The 20,097-nt window shown below is 58.3% G+C and carries 19 protein-coding genes; 16 read left to right on the top strand and 3 right to left on the bottom strand.

What is annotated here, in order from left to right:
* Positions 1 to 17 precede the first annotated feature (17 nt).
* A complete protein-coding gene (gene ispB / locus ACPF7Z_RS12930; RefSeq protein WP_425193665.1) occupies positions 18 to 992 on the bottom strand; it encodes an octaprenyl diphosphate synthase in 975 nt (324 codons plus the stop codon).
* 289 nt (positions 993 to 1,281) lie between these two features.
* Here ispB and rplU point away from each other — a divergent pair, with 289 nt between their 5' ends.
* The 16 genes from rplU to ACPF7Z_RS12850 all read left to right on the top strand — a co-directional run bounded on the left by rplU (position 1,282) and on the right by ACPF7Z_RS12850 (position 19,135).
* Complete coding sequence (gene rplU / locus ACPF7Z_RS12925; protein WP_425193664.1) at positions 1,282 to 1,593, top strand: 50S ribosomal protein L21; 312 nt, start codon at positions 1,282 to 1,284, stop codon at positions 1,591 to 1,593.
* A 34-nt stretch (positions 1,594 to 1,627) separates the two neighbouring features.
* A complete protein-coding gene (rpmA, locus tag ACPF7Z_RS12920) occupies positions 1,628 to 1,885 on the top strand; it encodes a 50S ribosomal protein L27 (protein ID WP_425193663.1) in 258 nt (85 codons plus the stop codon).
* A gap of 85 nt (positions 1,886 to 1,970) precedes the next feature.
* Positions 1,971 to 3,164 carry an Obg family GTPase CgtA gene (gene cgtA, locus ACPF7Z_RS12915; protein ID WP_425193662.1) on the top strand — a complete coding sequence of 398 codons (1,194 nt, stop codon included), beginning with the start codon at positions 1,971 to 1,973 and terminating at the stop codon, positions 3,162 to 3,164.
* Between the two features lie 14 nt (positions 3,165 to 3,178).
* Positions 3,179 to 4,315 carry a glutamate 5-kinase gene (proB, locus tag ACPF7Z_RS12910; protein ID WP_425193731.1) on the top strand — a complete coding sequence of 379 codons (1,137 nt, stop codon included), beginning with the start codon at positions 3,179 to 3,181 and terminating at the stop codon, positions 4,313 to 4,315.
* Between the two features lie 199 nt (positions 4,316 to 4,514).
* Positions 4,515 to 4,781, top strand: a complete 267-nt coding sequence (rpsT, locus tag ACPF7Z_RS12905) for a 30S ribosomal protein S20 (protein WP_425193661.1) — start codon at positions 4,515 to 4,517, stop codon at positions 4,779 to 4,781.
* 249 nt (positions 4,782 to 5,030) lie between these two features.
* On the top strand, positions 5,031 to 6,575 hold the full coding sequence (gene murJ, locus ACPF7Z_RS12900) for a murein biosynthesis integral membrane protein MurJ (RefSeq protein ID WP_425193730.1): 1,545 nt from the start codon (positions 5,031 to 5,033) through the stop codon (positions 6,573 to 6,575).
* A 70-nt stretch (positions 6,576 to 6,645) separates the two neighbouring features.
* Positions 6,646 to 7,692, top strand: a complete 1,047-nt coding sequence (ribF, locus tag ACPF7Z_RS12895; protein WP_425193660.1) for a bifunctional riboflavin kinase/FAD synthetase — start codon at positions 6,646 to 6,648, stop codon at positions 7,690 to 7,692.
* The gene (ileS, locus tag ACPF7Z_RS12890) at positions 7,689 to 10,541 is read left to right on the top strand and encodes an isoleucine--tRNA ligase (protein ID WP_425193659.1); all 2,853 of its coding nucleotides are present in this window, start codon (positions 7,689 to 7,691) and stop codon (positions 10,539 to 10,541) included. The genes ribF and ileS overlap by 4 nt, the downstream gene beginning before the upstream one ends.
* Positions 10,542 to 10,599: 58 nt before the next feature.
* The gene (lspA, locus tag ACPF7Z_RS12885) at positions 10,600 to 11,097 is read left to right on the top strand and encodes a signal peptidase II (protein ID WP_425193658.1); all 498 of its coding nucleotides are present in this window, start codon (positions 10,600 to 10,602) and stop codon (positions 11,095 to 11,097) included.
* 21 nt (positions 11,098 to 11,118) lie between these two features.
* A complete protein-coding gene (fkpB, locus tag ACPF7Z_RS12880) occupies positions 11,119 to 11,571 on the top strand; it encodes an FKBP-type peptidyl-prolyl cis-trans isomerase (protein ID WP_425193657.1) in 453 nt (150 codons plus the stop codon).
* Between the two features lie 55 nt (positions 11,572 to 11,626).
* Positions 11,627 to 12,580, top strand: coding sequence for a 4-hydroxy-3-methylbut-2-enyl diphosphate reductase (gene ispH, locus ACPF7Z_RS12875; protein WP_425193656.1), 954 nt, complete (start codon positions 11,627 to 11,629; stop codon positions 12,578 to 12,580).
* A gap of 128 nt (positions 12,581 to 12,708) precedes the next feature.
* The gene (gene pilV, locus ACPF7Z_RS12870) at positions 12,709 to 13,167 is read left to right on the top strand and encodes a type IV pilus modification protein PilV (RefSeq protein ID WP_425193655.1); all 459 of its coding nucleotides are present in this window, start codon (positions 12,709 to 12,711) and stop codon (positions 13,165 to 13,167) included.
* Positions 13,164 to 13,934, top strand: a complete 771-nt coding sequence (locus ACPF7Z_RS12865) for a PilW family protein (protein ID WP_425193654.1) — start codon at positions 13,164 to 13,166, stop codon at positions 13,932 to 13,934. The genes pilV and ACPF7Z_RS12865 overlap by 4 nt, the downstream gene beginning before the upstream one ends.
* Positions 13,934 to 14,473, top strand: a complete 540-nt coding sequence (locus tag ACPF7Z_RS12860) for a pilus assembly PilX family protein (protein WP_425193653.1) — start codon at positions 13,934 to 13,936, stop codon at positions 14,471 to 14,473. The genes ACPF7Z_RS12865 and ACPF7Z_RS12860 overlap by 1 nt, the downstream gene beginning before the upstream one ends.
* Positions 14,474 to 14,477: 4 nt before the next feature.
* Positions 14,478 to 18,701 carry a pilus assembly protein gene (locus ACPF7Z_RS12855; RefSeq protein WP_425193652.1) on the top strand — a complete coding sequence of 1,408 codons (4,224 nt, stop codon included), beginning with the start codon at positions 14,478 to 14,480 and terminating at the stop codon, positions 18,699 to 18,701.
* The gene (locus ACPF7Z_RS12850; RefSeq protein WP_425193651.1) at positions 18,701 to 19,135 is read left to right on the top strand and encodes a type IV pilin protein; all 435 of its coding nucleotides are present in this window, start codon (positions 18,701 to 18,703) and stop codon (positions 19,133 to 19,135) included. The genes ACPF7Z_RS12855 and ACPF7Z_RS12850 overlap by 1 nt, the downstream gene beginning before the upstream one ends.
* Positions 19,136 to 19,165: 30 nt before the next feature.
* Here the strand turns inward: ACPF7Z_RS12850 and ACPF7Z_RS12845 are convergent, their stop codons facing one another.
* Both ACPF7Z_RS12845 and ACPF7Z_RS12840 read right to left on the bottom strand, forming a co-directional pair.
* Positions 19,166 to 19,660 carry a GspH/FimT family pseudopilin gene (locus tag ACPF7Z_RS12845; RefSeq protein ID WP_425193650.1) on the bottom strand — a complete coding sequence of 165 codons (495 nt, stop codon included), beginning with the start codon at positions 19,658 to 19,660 and terminating at the stop codon, positions 19,166 to 19,168.
* Between the two features lie 96 nt (positions 19,661 to 19,756).
* Positions 19,757 to 20,017 (bottom strand): PP0621 family protein, encoded by a 261-nt coding sequence (locus ACPF7Z_RS12840; RefSeq protein ID WP_425193649.1) that lies wholly within the window; start codon positions 20,015 to 20,017, stop codon positions 19,757 to 19,759.
* Positions 20,018 to 20,097 lie beyond the last annotated feature (80 nt).

Genomic DNA, 20,097 nt, shown 5'->3' with positions numbered 1-20,097 from the left:
ACCGCACGTTTATGCCGTCATGCCTGGCGATCTACCGCTAGTCGCGCCAAGTCTGCCATGGTATCGCGATAACGGCTTTCGGGGAGGGCGTCGAGCTGCGCCAGCGCCAGACTGGCCATTTCTTCGGCGCGTTGGCGCGTGTAGTCGAGTGCGCCAGTAGTATTGACGATGGCCATGACCTCATTGAGTTGCTCCAGGCCGCCCTTGCGAATCGTCTTGCGGATCAATTGGGTTTGTTCCGTGGTGCCGCGATTCATCGCCTCGATCAGCGGTAACGTAGGCTTGCCTTCGGCAAGATCGTCGCCAACGTTCTTACCCATGGTGCCGGCATCGCCTTGATAGTCCAGCAGGTCGTCGACCAATTGGAAGGCCAGCCCTAAGTAGCGCCCATAGAGCTTGAGCGCCTCTTCCTGCTCGGCAGTGGCCTCGGCGAGTACCGCACCGCTATGGGAGGCGGCCTCGAAAAGCATCGCTGTCTTGCCTTGGATGGTCTCGAAGTAGGCGGCTTCGTCGATATCCGGGTTACCGATGTTGGTCAGTTGCAATACTTCGCCCTCGGCGATGGTGCAGGTGGCGGCGGAAAGGATCTCCATGACTCGCATCGAGCCGACTTCGACCATCATCTGGAACGAACGTGAGTAGAGGAAGTCGCCGACCAGTACCGAGGGGGCGTTGCCCCAGTGTTCGTTGGCGGTTTGCTTGCCGCGACGCATGCTTGATTCATCGACGACATCGTCATGGAGCAGTGTCGAGGTGTGCATGAACTCGATCAGCGTGGCCAGGGTGATGTGATGTTTTCCCCTATAGCCCAGCGCGCGGGCCGCTAGCAGCACCAGCAAGGGACGCAGGCGCTTGCCGCCGCTTTCGATAATGTAATGACCAATGCTCTCGACCAGCGGAACTCGGGAGCCGAGCTGGACGAGGATGGTGCGATCGACGGCGGCGAAATCATCCGCCACCGGTGCATGAATGGGCGATGCGTTGGGTTGCATGATGTCTGTCTGTAAGGGGGTTGGGCCACGTCGCGCAGGCTCGTCTAGCCGCTGTCGTACCGCGCTTGGGCCAAGCTTGGCTGTAGCCATGCTATGAGGCCCTCTATGAGGCGTCAAGACAAGACAGGGCGTGGGTACGATGAATGCCTATGGTCTTGTGATGGTAGCCATGTGCAGCTATAATCCGCGACCCAACTCATCATGCTCCCTGTCAGATGGTTGCCAAAAGGGGCGCCACTCGCCGCAGGTCGATGAAGAGCCCACCTTGGATGAGTGTCTGGAGATCGTTATGTACGCAGTTATCAAGAGTGGCGGTAAGCAGTACCGCGTTCAGGAAGGTCAGACGTTGAAGCTTGAGAAGCTTGAAGTGGCGACGGGCGAGAGTCTGGATTTCGATCAGGTATTGTTGGTAGCCGACGGTGACGACGTCAAGGTCGGTGCGCCGCTGGTCAGTGGTGCGAAAGTATCTGCCGAGATCGTTTCTCACGGTCGTGGTGAGAAAGTTCGTATCATCAAGTTCCGCCGTCGCAAGCATTCCATGAGGCGTCAGGGCCACCGTCAGTGGTTTACTGAAGTCAAGATCACCGGAATTTCCGCCTAGGCGGCATCACCCCTCAACGAGCGAGGTATTTGCAATGGCTCACAAGAAGGCAGCTGGTAGTACCCGTAACGGTCGCGATTCCGAATCCAAACGCCTTGGTGTCAAGTTGTTTGGTGGACAAGTCGCCGTTCCCGGTAACATCATCGTGCGCCAGCGTGGCACCAAGTTCCACGCCGGCACAGGCGTTGGTATCGGCAAGGATCATACCCTGTTCGCATTGAACGAAGGTGTGATCAAGTTCGAGACCAAAGGGCCGAAGAACCGCAAGTTCGTGAGCGTCGTCTCCGCCTGAGACAATGCGAATGTTGCACTGGAAAGGCCCCGCGATTGCGGGGCCTTTTCGTATCAGGGCGGTATTGCCGTCGGGAGAATGACCCATGCAGTTCGTCGATGAAGCCTCGATCATCGTGGAAGCCGGCAATGGCGGTAACGGTTGCCTGAGTTTCCGCCGCGAGAAATACGTGCCCAAAGGTGGTCCCGATGGTGGTGATGGCGGCCATGGCGGCAGCGTTTATCTGATCGGTGATGATGCCCTGAACACGCTGATCGATTTCAAATACCAGCGGTTTTACAAGGCGCGTAACGGCCAGCCGGGGCAGGGGCGTCAGATGAGCGGCAAGGCCGGGGACGATCTGCACGTCAAGGTGCCGGTGGGCACCACGGTGATCGATGAAGACACCCTTGAGGTGATCGCCGACGTGACCGAGATCGGGCAGGTGGTGCAGGTCGCCCAGGGCGGGCGTCGCGGCCTGGGTAATATCCATTTCAAATCGTCGACCAATCGCGCGCCGCGGCGAACCACACCGGGTACCGAGGGTGAGCGCCGCAATCTGCGTCTTGAAATGAAGGTGATGGCGGATGTGGGCTTGCTGGGCATGCCCAATGCCGGTAAGTCGACGCTGATCCGCTCTGTCTCCGCGGCCAAACCCAAGGTGGCCAATTATCCCTTCACCACACTGGTACCCAACCTCGGCGTGGTCAAGCTGGGTACCCATGAGCACTTCGTGATGGCGGATGTACCCGGATTGATCGAAGGTGCTTCCGAAGGTGCCGGTCTGGGACTGCGCTTTCTCAAGCACTTGACCCGCACACGGCTGCTGCTGCATGTGGTGGATGTGGCCCCTTTTGATGATTCCGATCCGGTGGAAGCTGCCCAGGCCATCAGCCACGAGCTGGAGCAGTTCTCCGCTACTTTGGCCGAGCGGCCGCGCTGGCTGGTGCTCAATAAGTTCGATCTATTGCCCGAAGATGAGCGTGAGGCGCGTGCCGACGAGATTGTTTCTCGTCTCGATTGGAGCGGGCCAGTGTTTCGCATTTCGGCGATTGGTGGCGATGGCACCGATGCACTTGTGCAAGCAGCTCACCGTTGGCTGACCGAGCAACGCCGCATGGAGACCGAGGACGAAGAGGCCGCCGAGCGTGAGCAGGATATGCGCCGTCGCATGGAAGCCGAGGCAGTAGCCAGAGCCGAGGCGCGCCTGAGCCACAAGCGTAAACCCGCGGTCGAGGATGACGACGACGATGATTTCGATGATGATGAGTACGACGTCGACGTCGAATACGTACAGTAAGACTCATCATGGCAATGAATAACGATCAAATGCCGGGCCGCGAGGCGCTGATCAGTGCGCGGCGAGTAGTCGTCAAGATCGGTAGCGCGCTGCTGACCAACGATGGTCGTGGCCTGGACGAACCCGCCATTGGTGGCTGGGTGGATCAGATTGCCGCGCTGCATGCGCGTGGCATCGAAGTGGTGCTGGTATCCTCCGGCGCCGTGGCCGCCGGCATGGTGCGTTTGGGCTGGAATGCACGTCCCTCGGCGGTACATGAACTGCAGGCCGCCGCCGCGGTAGGTCAGACCAGTCTGGCTCAGTGCTATGAAGGCCACTTTGCGCGCCATGGTCTGCGTAGCGCACAGATTCTGCTGACTCACGACGACCTTTCCAATCGTAAGCGCTACTTGAATGCACGCTCGGCGCTGCGCACGCTGGTCGCCTTGCGTGTGATCCCGGTGATCAATGAAAACGATACCGTGGTTACCGACGAGATCCGCTTCGGTGACAACGACACCCTGGGAGCGCTGGTGGCCAATCTGCTCGAGGCCGAGGCGTTGGTGATCCTGACCGATCAGGAAGGCCTATTCGATGCGGACCCACGCCATCGGCCAGACGCGCGATTGGTGCATGAAGGGCGTGCCGATGATTCTCGCTTGATCGCCATGGCTGGCGGCGGCGGCGCGCTGGGACGCGGTGGCATGACCACCAAGATGCGCGCGGCACGACTGGCGGCGCGTTCCGGTGCGGTCACGGCAATTGCCAGCGGACGTCAGCCGGATGTGCTGACCCGCCTGATCGAAGGAGAACGTTTGGGCACGCTACTGCGTCCCGAGCATGCACCCTTGGCGGCGCGCAAGCGCTGGCTGGCCGGCCAGCTTCAGGTGCGCGGCAGCCTGACGCTGGATGCCGGCGCGGTGAGTGTGTTGCGCGAGCGCGGTTCGAGCCTGCTGCCGGTGGGGGTAAAGGCGTTATCGGGGCGTTTTGTCCGCGGCGATATGGTGGTCTGCCTTGATGAGCAGGGTGAGCGGGTGGCCAAGGGACTGGTCAATTATGGTAGCGATGAAGCCGCGCGCATTCTGGGTCAGCCGAGCCATCGCATCGAGGGGTTGCTGGGTTATATGGAGGCGCCGGAGCTGATCCATCGCGACAACCTGGTGATTCTCTGACCGTCGTACTCGAACCATCCGCCACCGGTAGCAAGGCTAGGGGTGTTGTGGTAGGATTTTGCATCCTTTCAGACATGGCCCGTGCACAACGCTTTTCGTGGCATGTCTTGCGGCATGATCAAGCCGCTTTGGACATATTCGGTTATCAAATCGAATCAAATACTTACACCGCATTTTATGGTTCTCCAAGGAGATTACGGTGGCGAATAGCAAGCAAGCACGCAAGCGCGCACGTCAGGCAGAAGAACGTCGTCGACATAAAGCCAGCCAGCGTTCCATGGTCCGCACTCATATCAAGCGCGTGATCAAAGCGATTCAGGGCGGCGATCATGGCAAGGCCATGGAAGAGTTCCGCACGGCCCAGCCGGTCATCGACCGCATTGCCGATAAGGACACTATTTCCAAGAAAAAGGCTGCCCGTCTCAAGAGCCGCCTGAACAAGCGAATCAAGGCGCTGGCTGCGTAAGTCGGACGCTCTCTGGGCCCTACTTCCGTTGCCACTACGCGGAATAACGTATCAGGGTTCAGGAAAAACCGGCTTCGGCCGGTTTTTTTGTGCATGGCTTTTGATCGAGGAAGGTGCGCTGCAGTGAGTTCCCAGCCAGACAAAGAGGCACGCTCTATCGCCAAGCCATCGTTGGAAGGAGGCGAAGCCCAGTTGGACGCCCCGGCCGGCGGCGATGGTGCGCAAGGCGATCCGGCGCCCGGTAAACAGGTGACTGCGCGGGCAGGGCTGTTGCGTTCTGGAGTGATCGTGAGTGCGATGACCATGCTCTCGCGCGTGCTGGGGCTGGTGCGCGATGTGGTCATTGCGGCGTTGTTTGGCGCAGGGAGCGGCGCCGATGCTTTCTTCGTGGCCTTCAAGATTCCCAATTTCCTGCGTCGGCTGTTTGCCGAAGGGGCCTTTAATCAGGCCTTCGTGCCGGTGCTTTCCGAGTACGCCACCCGGCGCTCGCGGGAGGAAGTCCGTGAATTGCTCGATGCCGTCTCCGGTAGTCTGGCAGTAGTACTGGCATTGATCACCGCGGCCGCCATGCTGTTGGCGCCCTGGCTGGCCTGGCTGTTTGCCCCGGGCTTTGGTCGCGACCCCGAGAAGCTGGCCTTGACCGCCGAGATGCTGAGGTTGACCTTTCCGTATCTGTTGTTGATTTCGCTCACGGCGTTCTCGGGCAGCGTGCTCAATACCTGGAACCGCTTTGCCATACCGGCATTTACACCGGTGCTGTTGAACCTTGCCTTGATTGGCACCGCCCTGTGGCTGACGCCATTGATGGAGACGCCATCGATGGCGTTGGCTTGGGGCGTGTTGATTGCCGGCGCTGCGCAGTTGGCATTTCAGGTGCCGTTTCTGGCGCGGTTGGGGTTGTTGCCCAGGCCTTGGCCGCGGTTTCGACATGCCGGGGTGCGGCGGATATTGAAGTTGATGACACCGGCACTGTTCGGTGTCTCGGTGTCTCAGATCAATCTGCTGCTGGATACCGTGCTTGCCTCGCTATTGGCGGCGGGCAGCGTCTCCTGGCTGTACTATTCGGATCGTCTGGTGGAATTGCCCTTGGGGGTATTCGGTATCGCCATCGGCACGGTGATCCTGCCGGCCTTGTCCAAGCGCCATGCCGAGCAATCTAAGGAGCATTTCGCCAAGATGCTCGACTGGGCGCTGCGCGCGGTGTTACTGATCGGTTTGCCGGCGGCGCTGGCCCTGGTGGTGTTGGCCGAACCCTTGTTGATCAGTCTGTTTCACTATGGCGCCATGACCGAGCATGATATCGCCATGGCGGCGAGGAGCTTGCGTGCCTATGCCTTGGGTTTGGTTGCCTTCATGCTGATCAAGATATGGGCGCCGGGTTATTTCGCTCGTCAGGATACCGCCACGCCGGTCAAGATCGGCATCATCGCCATGATCGCCAACATGGGGTTGAACCTGGCGTTGATCGTGCCGCTGGCTCATGCTGGCTTGGCTCTGGCCACGGCATTGTCCGCGTTTCTCAATGCCGGTTTGCTGGCCCGAGGCCTGCGTCGTCAAGGTGTGTTGATTTTCCAGCCTGGCTGGGGGCGCTATGCTTGGCAACTGGGGGGAGGGTGCGCGTTGCTGGGAGCGGCGCTTTGGTGGTTCTCACCCCCCTGGCAGGCATGGCTGGGCTGGGAACTGGAGCAGCGGACACTGACCTTGGGGGCGCTGGTGATGGGGGGCGCGGCCTTATACTTTGCCTGGCTTGTCATCTGCGGTATTCGGCTGCGGCACTTTCGCTTGAATGGCTGACGGAATGGCTGGCTGCCAAGGTCTTGTGCCTTCGTTATAATCGATTCTTTAACCGACGCGTGAACGCTGCATGGAATTGATCCGCGGTTTACACAATATACGCCAGCGTCATCGTGGCTGTGTTGCGACCATCGGCAACTTCGATGGCGTGCATCGCGGTCATCAGGCGATTCTCGATCAGTTGCGCGATAGCGCCGTGGCGTTGGAGTTGCCGATCACGGTGGTGGTGTTCGAGCCTCAGCCACGGGAATTCTTCGCTGGAGATCAGGCGCCTCCACGCCTGACCCGGCTGCGCGACAAGGCGCGGTTGCTGGCAACTCATGGTGCCGAGCGCATTGTCTGTCTACCGTTCAACGAGGCGCTGCGAAGCCTGACGGCACGACAGTTCATCGATCAGGTGTTGATCGACGGATTGGGAGTGCGTCACCTGGTGGTAGGCGATGATTTCCGCTTCGGCTGCGACCGGGCCGGTGACTTTACCTTGCTGACCCAGGTGGGTGAAGAGCGCGGCTTCGGTGTCGAGCATACTCGCACCTTTGCGCTCGACGATGAGCGTGTTTCGAGTTCTCGCGTGCGCACACTGCTGGCCAGTGGTAATTTCCTGCAGGCGGCGCGCATGCTGGGTCGCCCCTATTCCTATGCGGGCCGAGTGGTTGCCGATCAGAAGCTGGGTCGCACCATCGGCGTACCCACCGCCAATGTACCGCTGCTATCAGGGCCTATGGCCTTGCGCGGTGTTTATGCGGTCTTTACGCGCTTGAGTGATGGCCGGGTGTTTGCTGGGGTGGCCAATATTGGCTGGCGACCCACCGTGGGAACACCCCGTCCGGTCCTGGAGGTCAATCTGTTCGATTTCGACGAAGACCTCTATGGCCATATCATCGAGGTTCTCCCTTGTGCCCGGCTGCGGGGCGAGCAGCATTTCGAGGGACTGGAGGCGCTCAAGCAACAGATTCAGGCCGATCAGGCTCGAGCACGAGACTATTTCAAAGCCTGGACGGCGTACGACAAGAGCGGTAGCGATTTGACACCCTATCTGGCATCGGCGCCTTTGGCGCCGACCCCCGGGCATGCTGGCCCCGGAGCCGCCAGGCGCGATAACGATGGAACCCCATGAGCGACTATAAGCACACATTGAATCTGCCTGAAACCGATTTCCCCATGCGCGGCAACCTGCCCAAGCGTGAGCCGGCGCGCATCCAGCGCTGGCAGCAAATCGACCTTTATCAGCGTCTGCGCGAAGCGGGGGAGGGGCGAAAGACCTTCGTGCTTCACGATGGCCCACCCTACGCCAACGGCAGCATCCACATCGGCCATGCGGTGAACAAGATTCTCAAGGACATCATCGTCAAGGCCAAGGGCATCGCCGGATTCGACGCGCCCTATGTGCCGGGCTGGGATTGCCACGGTCTTCCGATTGAGCACCAGATCGAGAAGATTCATGGCAAGCATTTGCCGCCTGACGAGACCCGCACCCTATGTCGCAGTTATGCCGCAGAGCAGATCGATGCCCAGCGCGAAGACTTCCTGCGCCTGGGTATCGTCGGCGATTGGCAGCGCCCTTATCGCACCATGGATCGTGTCAACGAGGCCGAAGAGGTGCGGGCGCTGGCCGAGATGGTCAAGCAGGGTTACGTTTTCAAGGGCCTGAAGCCGGTCAACTGGTGCTTCGATTGTGGTTCGGCCTTGGCCGAGGCCGAGGTCGAGTACGCAGACAAGCAATCCGATGCCATTGATGTCGCCTTTGAAGCCGATGACTCCGCTGCGCTGGCCACGGCCTTTGGCCTCGAGTCACTGGCCAAGCCGGCCGCCGTGGCGATCTGGACCACCACGCCCTGGACCATTCCCGCCAACCAGGCGCTCAACGTCCACCCCGAGGTCGACTATGCCCTGGTGGACACCGGCGAGCGTTTTCTGGTGCTGGCGGGAGATCTGGTCGAGAGCTGCCTCGAGCGCTTCGGGCTGCAAGGCAAGATAGTTGCCACCACCTCGGGTACCCATCTCGAACATCTAAATTTCCGTCATCCGTTCTATGAACGTCTGGCGCCGGTCTATCTGGCGGATTACGTCGAGATCGACGCCGGTACCGGCATCGTGCATTCCGCGCCGGCCTACGGGGTGGACGATTTCGTTACCTGCCGCGCCTATGGCATGGAATTCGAGGAGATCAAGAGTCCGGTGATGGGTAACGGCGTCTACGCCGAGGATCTCAAGTTCTTCGGTGGTCAGATGATCTGGAAGGCCAACCCGCAGATCGTCGCCAAGCTGGAAGAGGTCGGCGCACTGCTGGCTCACGAGAAGATCACCCATAGCTACATGCACTGCTGGCGCCACAAATCACCGGTGATCTACCGTGCCACGGCGCAATGGTTCGTGGGCATGGATATTCAAGGCGCGGATGGCAAGACCCTGCGCCAGCGCGCATTGGAAGGCATCGAGACGACCCAGTTCGTGCCCAGCTGGGGCAAGGCGCGCCTGCATTCGATGATCAGTAATCGCCCGGACTGGTGCATCTCGCGTCAGCGTAACTGGGGGGTGCCGATCCCGTTCTTCCTGCACCGGGTCAGCGGCGAGCTGCATCCACGCACCCTGGAGCTGATGGAGGAAGTCGCCAAGCGTATCGATGCCGAAGGCATCGAGGCCTGGTTCCGGCTCGAGGCCAGCGAACTATTAGGCGACGAAGCGGCGGATTACGAAAAGATCAGCGACACCCTGGACGTGTGGTTCGACTCCGGCACCACTCACTGGCACGTATTGCGCGGCTCCCACGCGGCGGTCTTCGATCATCCGGAAAAGCGCGACGGCCCGGTGGCGGATCTCTATCTGGAAGGCTCCGATCAGCACCGCGGCTGGTTCCATTCGTCGCTGTTGACCGGCTGCGCCATCGACGGCCATGCGCCCTATAAAGGCTTGCTGACCCATGGCTTCACCGTCGATGCCCAAGGGCGCAAGATGTCCAAGTCGGTGGGCAACGTGGTGGCGCCTCAGGAGGTCATGGACAAGCTGGGCGCCGACATCCTGCGCCTATGGGTCGCCTCCACGGACTACTCCGGTGAGATGGCGGTCTCCGATGAGATATTGAAGCGCACCGCCGACGTTTATCGACGCATTCGTAACACGTCACGTTTCCTGCTCGCCAATCTCACTGGCTTCGATGTCGCCCGGGACGCGGTACCCTTCGAGGAGATGCTGGCCCTGGATCAGTGGGTGGTGGATCGCGCCGCGCAGTTGCAGGCGCGCATCGAGCAGGCCTATGCCGAGTATCGCTTCCTGGATGTCCATCAGCAGGTGCATACCTTCTGTGCCCGGGAGCTGGGTGGCTTCTACCTGGACATCATCAAGGATCGTCAGTACACCACCCAGGCCGACTCGTTGGCGCGGCGCAGCTGTCAGACCGCGCTGTATCGCGTCGTCGAGGCGTTGGCGCGCTGGGTGGCGCCGATCCTCTCCTTCACCGCTGAGGAAATCTACGAGCATATCCCCGGCGAGCGCAAGGACAGTGTGCTGCTGGAAACCTTCTACGGCGAGCTGCGGACCCTGGATGCCGGCGCCACCTTCGATCGGGAATTCTGGGAGCAGGTGCTGGAGGTCAAGCAGGCAGTCAACAAGTGCCTCGAGGATGCGCGCAATGCCAAGGTGATCAAGAGTGGTCTGGCTGCCGAGGTGACACTCTATGTCAGCGACAGGCTGCGCGAGACCCTGGGCCGGCTGGGCGACGAGCTGCGGTTCGTGCTGCTGACCAGCGAGGTACAGCTGGTGTCGCTCGATGCCGCCGGCGTAGAAGGTGCTGAAGCCACTGAGCTCGACGATTTGAAGGTGGCGGTCATTGCCAGCCCTCATGCCAAGTGCGAGCGCTGCTGGCACCATCGTCCTGATGTCGGTCAGCATGATGACTACCCGGATCTGTGCGGACGCTGCATCAGCAACTTGCCGGACGGGCCGGGAGAAGAGCGCCATTATGCCTAAGGCTGAAACAAAAGGGGCTGAAGCAAACGAGATTTCCGTGACTTCGGAAACGAGATTCATGGCCAAGCCTCTACGTTGGCTATGGCTCTCGGCCTTGATCGTGATACTGGATCTGGGCTCGAAGGCCCTGGCCAGCAGCATGCTTTACTATGCTCAGCCCGTGGAACTATTGCCGGTATTCAATCTGACCCTGTTGCACAATCCCGGCGCTGCCTTCAGTTTCCTGGCGGCCCATGATGGCTGGCAGCGCTGGCTGTTCGCGGTGATCGCTATCGGTGCGGTAATTGGCCTGACCATCTGGATGGCACGGCTCAAGGCACACGAAACGCTGACGGCAGCCTCTCTGGCATTGGTCATCGGTGGGGCATTGGGCAATCTTTACGATCGATTAGTGCATGGCTATGTGGTGGATTTTCTGTCCTTTCATTGGCAAAACTACTATTTTCCGGCTTTCAATCTTGCGGACACGGCCATCACACTGGGGGCTATCGGGCTGATTCTTCAGGCGCTGCGTGAGGCGCGCGTCGAGCGCCGACGCAAGAGCTCCCATCACTGAGGTCAGTAGAGGATAGGCGAGATGAGCGAGTATCGTATCGACGAGGGTATGGAGGTGACGTTGCACTTCACCCTCAAACTGGAGGATGGCACCGTGGTCGACTCCACCCAAGGCAAGCGGCCGGCGACCTTCCAGGTGGGGGATGGCAACCTACCGCCGGGCTTCGAGTCGCCGCTGACGGGGCTGACCGATGGTGACAGCGGCAGTTATACCATCGCGCCGGAGCATGCCTTCGGTCAGCACAATCCTCAGAACGTGCAGCGCATCCCACGGGACAGCTTCGAGGGCGCCGAGGCCGAACTGGAAGAGGGCCTGGTAATGTCCTTTGCCGACGCTGCAGGCGGCGAGGTGCCCGGCGTCATCGCCGAGATCGACGACAAGCATGTGGAGGTGGACTTCAATCATCCCCTGGCGGGGCGTACCCTGACCTTCGAGGTAGAGGTGATTGAAGTCCGGCCCGCGACTACCCACTAGCACCACCATTTTACTGACACCGCCACGATACCGCATGTATCAAGCGAGGCTCATTATGCAGATCAAGCTGGCCAATCCCCGGGGCTTTTGCGCCGGCGTCGACCGTGCCATCGAAATCGTCAATCGTGCCCTGGATATACTCGGGCCGCCGATCTATGTACGCCATGAAGTCGTTCACAACCGCTTTGTCGTCGATACGCTACGCGAACGAGGGGCGATCTTCGTCGAGGAGCTTCATGAGGTTCCCGATGATGCCACGGTGATCTTCTCCGCCCACGGGGTTTCACGAGCCGTACAATTGGAAGCCGAGCGGCGCGGGCTCAAGGTATTCGACGCCACCTGTCCGCTGGTGACCAAGGTGCACATGGAGGTGCTGCGTTACGCCAAGCGCGGCCAGGAATGTATCCTCATCGGGCATGCTGGCCATCCCGAAGTGGAGGGCACCATGGGTCGCTACGACACCTCCCACGGCGGCGCCATCTATCTGGTTGAGGATGAAGCCGATGTTGCTGCGCTCGAGGTCAGCCATCCCGAGACGCTATCGTTCGTCACCCAGACGACGCTCTCCATGGACGATACCGCGCGGGTCATCGATGCTCTTCGCGAGAAGTTCCCGGCCATCGATGGGCCGCGCAAGGATGATATCTGCTATGCCACTCAGAATCGGCAGGACGCGGTACGCCAGTTGGCGGCAGAAAGCGATCTGGTGCTGGTAGTGGGGAGCGTCAACAGCTCCAATTCCAATCGTTTGCGAGAATTGGCAGAGCGTATGGGCACCGCTGCCAAACTGATCGACGATGCCAGCCTGATCGATGAGGCGTGGTTGAACAATGTCGAGACCATTGGCATTACCGCCGGAGCCAGCGCCCCGGAAGTGCTGGTCAATGGGGTAATCGAGCGACTACGTGAGTTGGGCGCTACAGCGCCTGAAGAACTCAAAGGGCAAGAAGAGACCATCACTTTCTCGATGCCCAAGGAGTTGAGGGAGCAAGTAATCGCCAGTGGATGAGGCATTTCGTTCCTTTAAAGTTGAAAAGTCGGGCTTTTGCCCGACTTTTTTATGTTTTGAAATCCTGAAAACTGTGTATTATCACTACACAATGATACAGGAATGTAACCGTCTACAGGAGGAAGGCTGTGCGCCAGGACGGGGTTTCACTGATTGAATCCTTGGTAGCGCTATTGCTCATCAGCATAGCGTTACTTGGCATCGCGGCGTTGCAGCTGTCGAGCTTGCAGGATTCGCGAGACGCGCGCTGGCGCGTCGATGCCATCTCGCTGGCCAACGGCATGCTCGAACTCATGCGCGCCGATCCCGATAGTGCGGAATCATTCGAAGTATCGGGGGGAGCTTCGTCGCCCAAGTGTGGCGCAGGTGAACCTGAGGCGTGCCACCGGGATGCATGGCTTGCGGATGTGGCACAAACTCTGCCCAACGGCTTGGCGGCGGTTGCAGTCAATCAGGTAGGTGGCGTCGATCGGGTAAGCATCTCGCTGCGCTGGCGACAGCAGCCGCCTACCGCCGCGGATCCTTTGCCTGGTTGCGGTATCGACGCACCATCGGGTGGCTGCGTCATGCTGGAAACCCGCCTATGAAAACCCCGAACGTTTTACTTTATAAACGCATGGCCCGGCAAAGGGGTGTAGGGCTCATCGAGCTGATGATCTCCATCGTTATCGGCCTAATCCTGGTACTCCTGGTGAGTAACTACTACCTTTCGAGCCGCCAGAGCTATCAGACCACCATCGTCTCCAGCGAAATCACCGACAGCCAGCGCTACGCAGTGCAGTTGATCACGCGTCAACTGCTGTTGGCCGGCTACAGCGATTACTGGTTCAACCAACAGACCGAGTTCACATCACTCCCCGCGAAGGGGAGCGTACCGGCATTCGGGGCCGGTCAGGTGGTGGCCAGCAACCCGGGTTCGGACAGGATCTGGATCCGTTTTCGGCCGGCCGCGCTTGAGAATCAGCAAATCGTCGCCTGCGACAATCAGATAATCAATGAGCCCATCGACACGGTCGTGGTGATGCAACTGGGCGTCAACACCGACCAGGCGCTCTTCTGCAAGCGTATCGATACCGGAGGCGGTTCAGTGCCGCTACTCAACGGTGTCGATGCGATGGCCTTCGATTTTCTGGACGACTCCGATGCCTTTCAGCCCGCTGGTGCAGTGGCGGATTGGTCCTCTGTGCGTGCCGTGCGTCTCAATCTGATTTTGCGTTCGGAAACCGCGACCTTCGATACCCCCACGCAACAAGTCATCAACTGGCCTGGCGGGAATCGCGTGTTCAACGATCGACAGATGCGCGCCCGGATGACCCGCGTGGTGGCGCTGCGTAACAATCTGGGAGGTATCTGATGAAGAGATGCTACTCGCGGAGACAATCCGGCATGGCGCTGCTGGTAACCCTGATTCTGGTGGCACTGATGGCGCTGCTAGCGTTTGCCGGCAGTGACACCATCCGTCTGCAGCAACGTCTGGCGACCAATGATCATGCCGCCCAGATCGCCTTTCAGGCGGCCGAGGCGGCGGCTAGCGAGGCCTTCGATGTCTTCGATCAGGCACCTCATCGCATCAACTTCTGTAACGGGATCGTCAGCCGTTATGACATCGCCACTGCCAAGGACTTGAACGAAGACGACTTCCAAAAAGTGGCGAATTGGACGGACGTTCCTTTTGCCTTGAACGGGGGCAATCTTGCGCAGAACCCACGCTATGTCATCGCTTGTGTCGAAGAAGATGCCGTCGAGGGTTATACCCCGCCTCGGAACCTGGTGGTGGGAAAGGCGGAAAACAATCAGAACCGTTACCAGTTTTTCCGGGTATACGCGCAGGGGTTTGGGCCCCGGGGTCAGATTTCCCGAGTGATCGAGGCTCGTTATGTGTTCGAAGAGTAATAAGATGAAATATACGGGGCATTTAAGCAGATTTTTATTGGCGGCCTTCTCACTGTCATTATTGCCAGCTCTTTCGGCTGAAGTCGTCTCGATAAAATGGATGAACTCATCGGCCACTGCCGCCCCAAAAGATGTTGGAAGTACGGATTATCACTCCGATATACCCTACAAGATACCCGAGAGCGCCCAGTCGAATGTCGATCCGAGAAGCATGATCGTCATGTCCCGGGATCATCAGTTGTTCTTCAAAGCCTACACGGATTGGAGCGATATCGATGGGGACGGCAGCATCGACAAAACCTACAAGAGCGCCATCAGCTATTACGGCTACTTCGATAGCCAGTCATGTTACGAATACAGCAATAAACTTGAAAGTGGTTCCTTTAAAATAGCCGAAGCAGCCAAGGAAGATCATTCTTGCAGCGGCAATAAATACTGGAGCGGAAATTTTCTCAACTGGGTTTCCATGACCCGAATGGACATCCTGCGCAAGGTGCTCTATGGCGGGAAACGCATACGTGATAACGTAACCGACACCACCATTCTGGAAAGAGCCTATCTTCCCTACGATGCCCATTCGTTCGTCAAGGTGGTCAGCGATCGAAACATACTGAATAAAAACACACCCATGAATGGTGAGGGTCCAGTATCCTTCTGCAATACCACCGGTTATACCGGGAATAAACAATCTAAACATGTTGATAAGCCACCTCTGTTGAGAGTGGCTCAAGGGGAGTGGAAAAACTGGGCAGCCAACGAGCGCTGGCAGTGCCAATGGAAAGGCGATAAAAACAAGGGTGAAGAGAGCAAGCGCCCTCCCTCTCCAGGAAGCGACGATGGAACCAATAATGACGAATACAAAGTAAGGGTGGAAGTCTGCACGGGGGCCAACCTCGATGGTGATGAGTGTACTTCCTATGCAGGTTCTACCTACCCCAAGCCGACGGGGCTTCTGCATGAATTTGCCGATGGGGTCGATTTCGGTCTTTTTTCCGGCTCTTACGAAAAGAATCTGAGTGGTGGGGTGTTGCGTGCGAACACGAGAAAGTTTAGTGAGGAGTTTGATTCCAACACCGGGATGTTTCGGGCTAACGTTCCAGGCATCGTCAGTAACATTAATGCCTTTCGTGTCTCGCGATACGACTATAGCGACGGCACCTACAACAAGTTAGGAAAGAATGGTGGCGACGAATGCAAGTGGGAAAAGAAACTCTCGGAACTGGATAATGGGGAGTGCTCCAGTTGGGGGAATCCGTTAGCGGAAATGACTCAGGAGGCGCTGCGATATTTGACAGGGAAAGCATCACCAACGGATGCCTTTCATGTCGGAACAAGTGTGAAGAACGAGGATTCGGAATCACCTTCTTTCAGTCTGGTGGAAACCGGTTATGTCAATGGTCTGACATCGCCTGCCTGGGATAATGATATAGGCGCCGATTGGTGCGCCGCACAATCCATGGTAATCATCAATTCCAGTGAAGCTTCCTTCGATGCGGACGAGCTAGGTAGCGATGATCTGATTGATAAAGAAAGTATTGCCAAATGGACGAACAGCGTTGCTCGGGATGAAAATATATCAGGCAGGTACTTCGTCGGTGAGAACGATAGCGACGATAACAAACTCTGCACCGCAAAAAATATCGGAAGCGGGAATTTCGATGAAGTGCTGGGCCTTTGCCCGAGTGCGCCGGGTCTGGAAGGAAGCTACAACATCGCTGGGCTGACCCGTTATGCCTTCGAAACTCCCATTGTCAAGAACCCCAACGATGACAGCCAAGGAAACTCAGTCAGCACCTATGCCGTACGTCTGAGTGCCAATACACCGGTCATCGACTTGGGAGCGGTGAAGATCGTGCCCGCCTGCGAGAACAAAGATAGCAGTGGTCGCTGTGCCATCGTGGATTTTCGTCCTATTACCATCGGTTCGAAATCGGGAAGTTTCGATATTACCTGGGAAGACTCCGAGTTTGGGGGCGATTACGACTCGGATCTCGAGATGCGTTTCAGCTACGAACTGGATACCAGCAGGAATGAGCTGACGATCACTACCGATGTCGTTCATGAGTCGGCTAGTGCAAAAATGGGGGTCGGTTACGTGCTTAGCGGTACCGATGCACGCTTCGAAGATCCCGAGGACCCAGAGAGTAGCAAGATCACCACCGACCATAGCAGCGGTTTCATCGCTCATTCGGGCATTGAAGGTTACGACGGTTCTCTTTGTGATGAGTGTGAAGTGAGCGATGGCCCTAACACCCAACGCTACCGCATCGCTTCAGGAGGCAGCGCTTCAGAACTCAAGCCACCTCTTTATTATGCTACCAAGTATGGCAATACGGCAGATGAAGACTCACCCGCTTACTTCGAGGTCAATCAGGTCGACCAACTGGTCGGTGCCCTGCGCAGTGTCTTCACACAGGTTCAGAACAGTGGCAAGAGAACTGGGGCGGGGCTTGGCTACAGTGTCAGCAACAATGGTCGAGTTTTTCAGACGCTCTATGACAATACCGATGGCTGGGCGGGTAATCTGCTCGCCTTCGAAACGAACGCGAATGGCATCGGTGACCAGCTTTGGAACGCCCAGGCCAAATTACCTGGTCCGGATGCACGTACTTTCATTACTTTCGATTCCAAGCAGGGAAAGGGAGTCTCGCTAAATCCAAGCGTGCTGCCGGGTGATGTGATCGGTTATCTGCGTAATGCGCCCCTGGGCGATATGATCGGCTCGCGTCCCTTCGTCGTCGACGAGCCCAATAGCTACTACATTCCTGCTGGGCCGAGCGACACGTCCTATTCCGATTTCAAGGCTTCGATGAAGGACCGGCCTGCGATGGTCTATGTCGGTGCCAATGATGGCATGCTGCACGGCTTCGACGTAAAAACCGGCGAGGAAAAGCTGGCCTACATGCCTGGGATGCTGAAGGACTACGTAGTGGAGTTGATGGATCCCGACTACATCCATCGCTATTACGTGGATGGTAGCCCGACGGCCTTGGATATGCGCATCACCAACGACTGGCGCACCGTGCTGGCCAGTGGCCTGGGATCCGGTGGACGCGGCTTATTCGCCCTGGATGTCACCGAGCCCGGGCTATTCAGTGAAGCCAAGGCTCGCGACATCGCCTTGTTCGAGTACACCCCCGCCACCGAGCAGGGTCTATATAGCGACGATAGCCTGGGCCATATCTACGGCAACCCGAGCCTGGTGTTGCTGGAAAGTGGCGATTATGCGGTGGTATTCGGCAACGGTTATTACAGTCCTTCCGGCAAGGCTGCCCTGTATATCGTCAAGCTGGAGGGTGCTGCCGATGGTGCGATTGATGCATCCGATGTCCTGCGCATGCTGGCGCCGGAAACGAGTGGCCTGAACGGCCTCTCGACGGCCTCTCTTGTCGACCTGGATGGTAACGGGCGTGTCGACACCGCCTATGCCGGGGATCTGCAAGGCAATCTGTGGCGTTTCGATCTTACCGGTAACTTGGCCAATAGCAACCAGCCCACACTGCTTTTCTCGGCAGTAGACAACGGTGCGAACCAGGTCATTACCACCGCCGTCGAAGGAGGGCGTCATCCGGAAGGTGGGCCGATGCTGTTCTTCGGTACCGGCAGTCGCCCTGAACTGCCGATCATTGGTGCCGAGCCCCGTAGCACGATGGGCTCCTTCTATGCGGTCCGTGACCGTGACTCCACTGGAGGAGGGGCGCTGACGCGAGACGATCTAACGGAGCGCAAGCTGACAAGTACGATCACGACCGATACTCAAGGCAATCCGGTGGAACTGCGCTTCTTTGAAAGCAGTGTAAATAGCCTCGACAGCGAACATGGCTGGTATATGGATTTCCCCGGTGACGAGCGAGTGGTCAACGATTCCTTGCTCTATGGCGATCGCATTTTGATCACAACGCTGATCCCGGGAGATGGAACCTGTGGCGCCGAGAATGGCGGTTTCCTCTACCAACTATCGGTTTTTCAAGGGCGCGCGGTGAACAAGCCAGCCTTGGATATCAACAATGATGGTGTTGTGGATGGCCAGGACCAGATCAATGACGACATACCGGTGGGGATGAAAACCGATGGTGCGCTCTTTACCCCTGTCGTCGATACCAACTTGGAAGACAACACTGAAAACCTTTTGACGATCAATGACAAGGGTGAGCCTCAGGTATTCGAGGGCGAGCCCTTGAACCCGCTCAGCCTGGGACGGGTGGCCTGGCGGGAACTGGAGAACTGATGATGCGTGGAAACAAGGGCTTTACGCTGATCGAGTTGATGATCGTGGTGGCAATTGTGGGGATTCTGGCCTCGATCGCAGTGCCGTCCTATCAACGCTATGTGGATCGGGCCAACCGCACTCAGGCTCAGACGGTGCTGAATGAAATGGCACAGCGCCTGGAACGGCGCTACAGCCAGACCTTCACCTATGGCACGGTGGGTAATGATTTGGCACCAGGCGCACTAACCCCGCCTCTGGTGGTGAATGGGGCCGCCACAGTGGACCCCAATCGTTACCAGTTCAGGATCGATATCACCGATAGTGGCAACGGCTTCGTGATCAGAGCGGTGGCGGTACCTGGCGGTCCACAGGCCAATGATGGCTGCGGCACGCTGACCCTGAGTCAGGACGGTCAGCGTGCTCCTGCAACTCAAGGATGTTGGGGCTCTTGAGAGGCTTTTGATAAGCCCTTAAACGCAGATCTAGTTCCGACGCACCCGGGCCTGAGAGATGGTGATCTGGCGAGCCTGACCTGCATCGAGCTGGGGATGGCTCAAGGTAAAAGTCCCCCAATCAGTGGTGAAGCCATCGGCTCGATAGCTAAGGCCCGAGGAAGAGTTATTCGTTGTGATGATGGCCTTGTTATCAGGCGCATCGAAAACACGGATGACCGCTTCTCCCGCTTGATACGTATTATCCTCGTTGGCATCTGCGAAGAGCATCAGTGCTCCTTGCCAATTGGCATTACAGCCGTTGGCCGGATCGCCTGGACAGACCCGCACGGTCGTCCGGCGTTCCGCCGCCTCGGTGCGCGCGGCGGTGATTGCCTGCCAGATGCGGTCGGCCTGGCGGTCCAATGCGTTACCCGCCATCAGGTTCGAGAAGCTGGGTACGGCCCAGGTCGCCAAGATGGCGATCACCGCCACGACCACCATCAGCTCAATCAGCGTAAACCCCTTCTGCGTCCTTGAGTTCATACTAGCAGTGCCCGTCTTTGAATTTTGGTTATTCGAATGGCTTTCTATCAATATCGGGCTCACCGAACAAAACATGAGGGTGTGCGAGCGATTGTGTCAGTCGTCGGATGGACGCTGCTGTTCAAGAAACTTGTCGCGATGCTCGTGACTACAGAACCATTGATCGCCCCGACGCAATGCCTCGTCTTCCGGTAGGTGCACGCGACAATAACTGCAACGCACCATCTGGCCATCATCGAGGCGGTGCGGCTGATCGTCGTTCCGCTCCGACTGCCACTCCCGGTACATGCGATACAATTTGAGACCCGCCCAGAACAGCACGGCAAAAATGATCAGGCGTATGATCAAAAGATTCATCCTCTGACTCCCTCGGTGGCCGGTAGGCGCTTTGCCTCAGCGCAGACCTTGCGGGACAATGTGCATGAGGGAGTAAGTGT

This window comes from Halomonas sp. GXIMD04776 (genome assembly GCF_049808615.1).
In the GTDB taxonomy this organism is placed as follows: domain Bacteria; phylum Pseudomonadota; class Gammaproteobacteria; order Pseudomonadales; family Halomonadaceae; genus Modicisalibacter.
The sequence above is the reverse complement of the archived record's forward strand: the minus strand, read 5'-3'. Positions and strand labels throughout refer to the sequence as shown.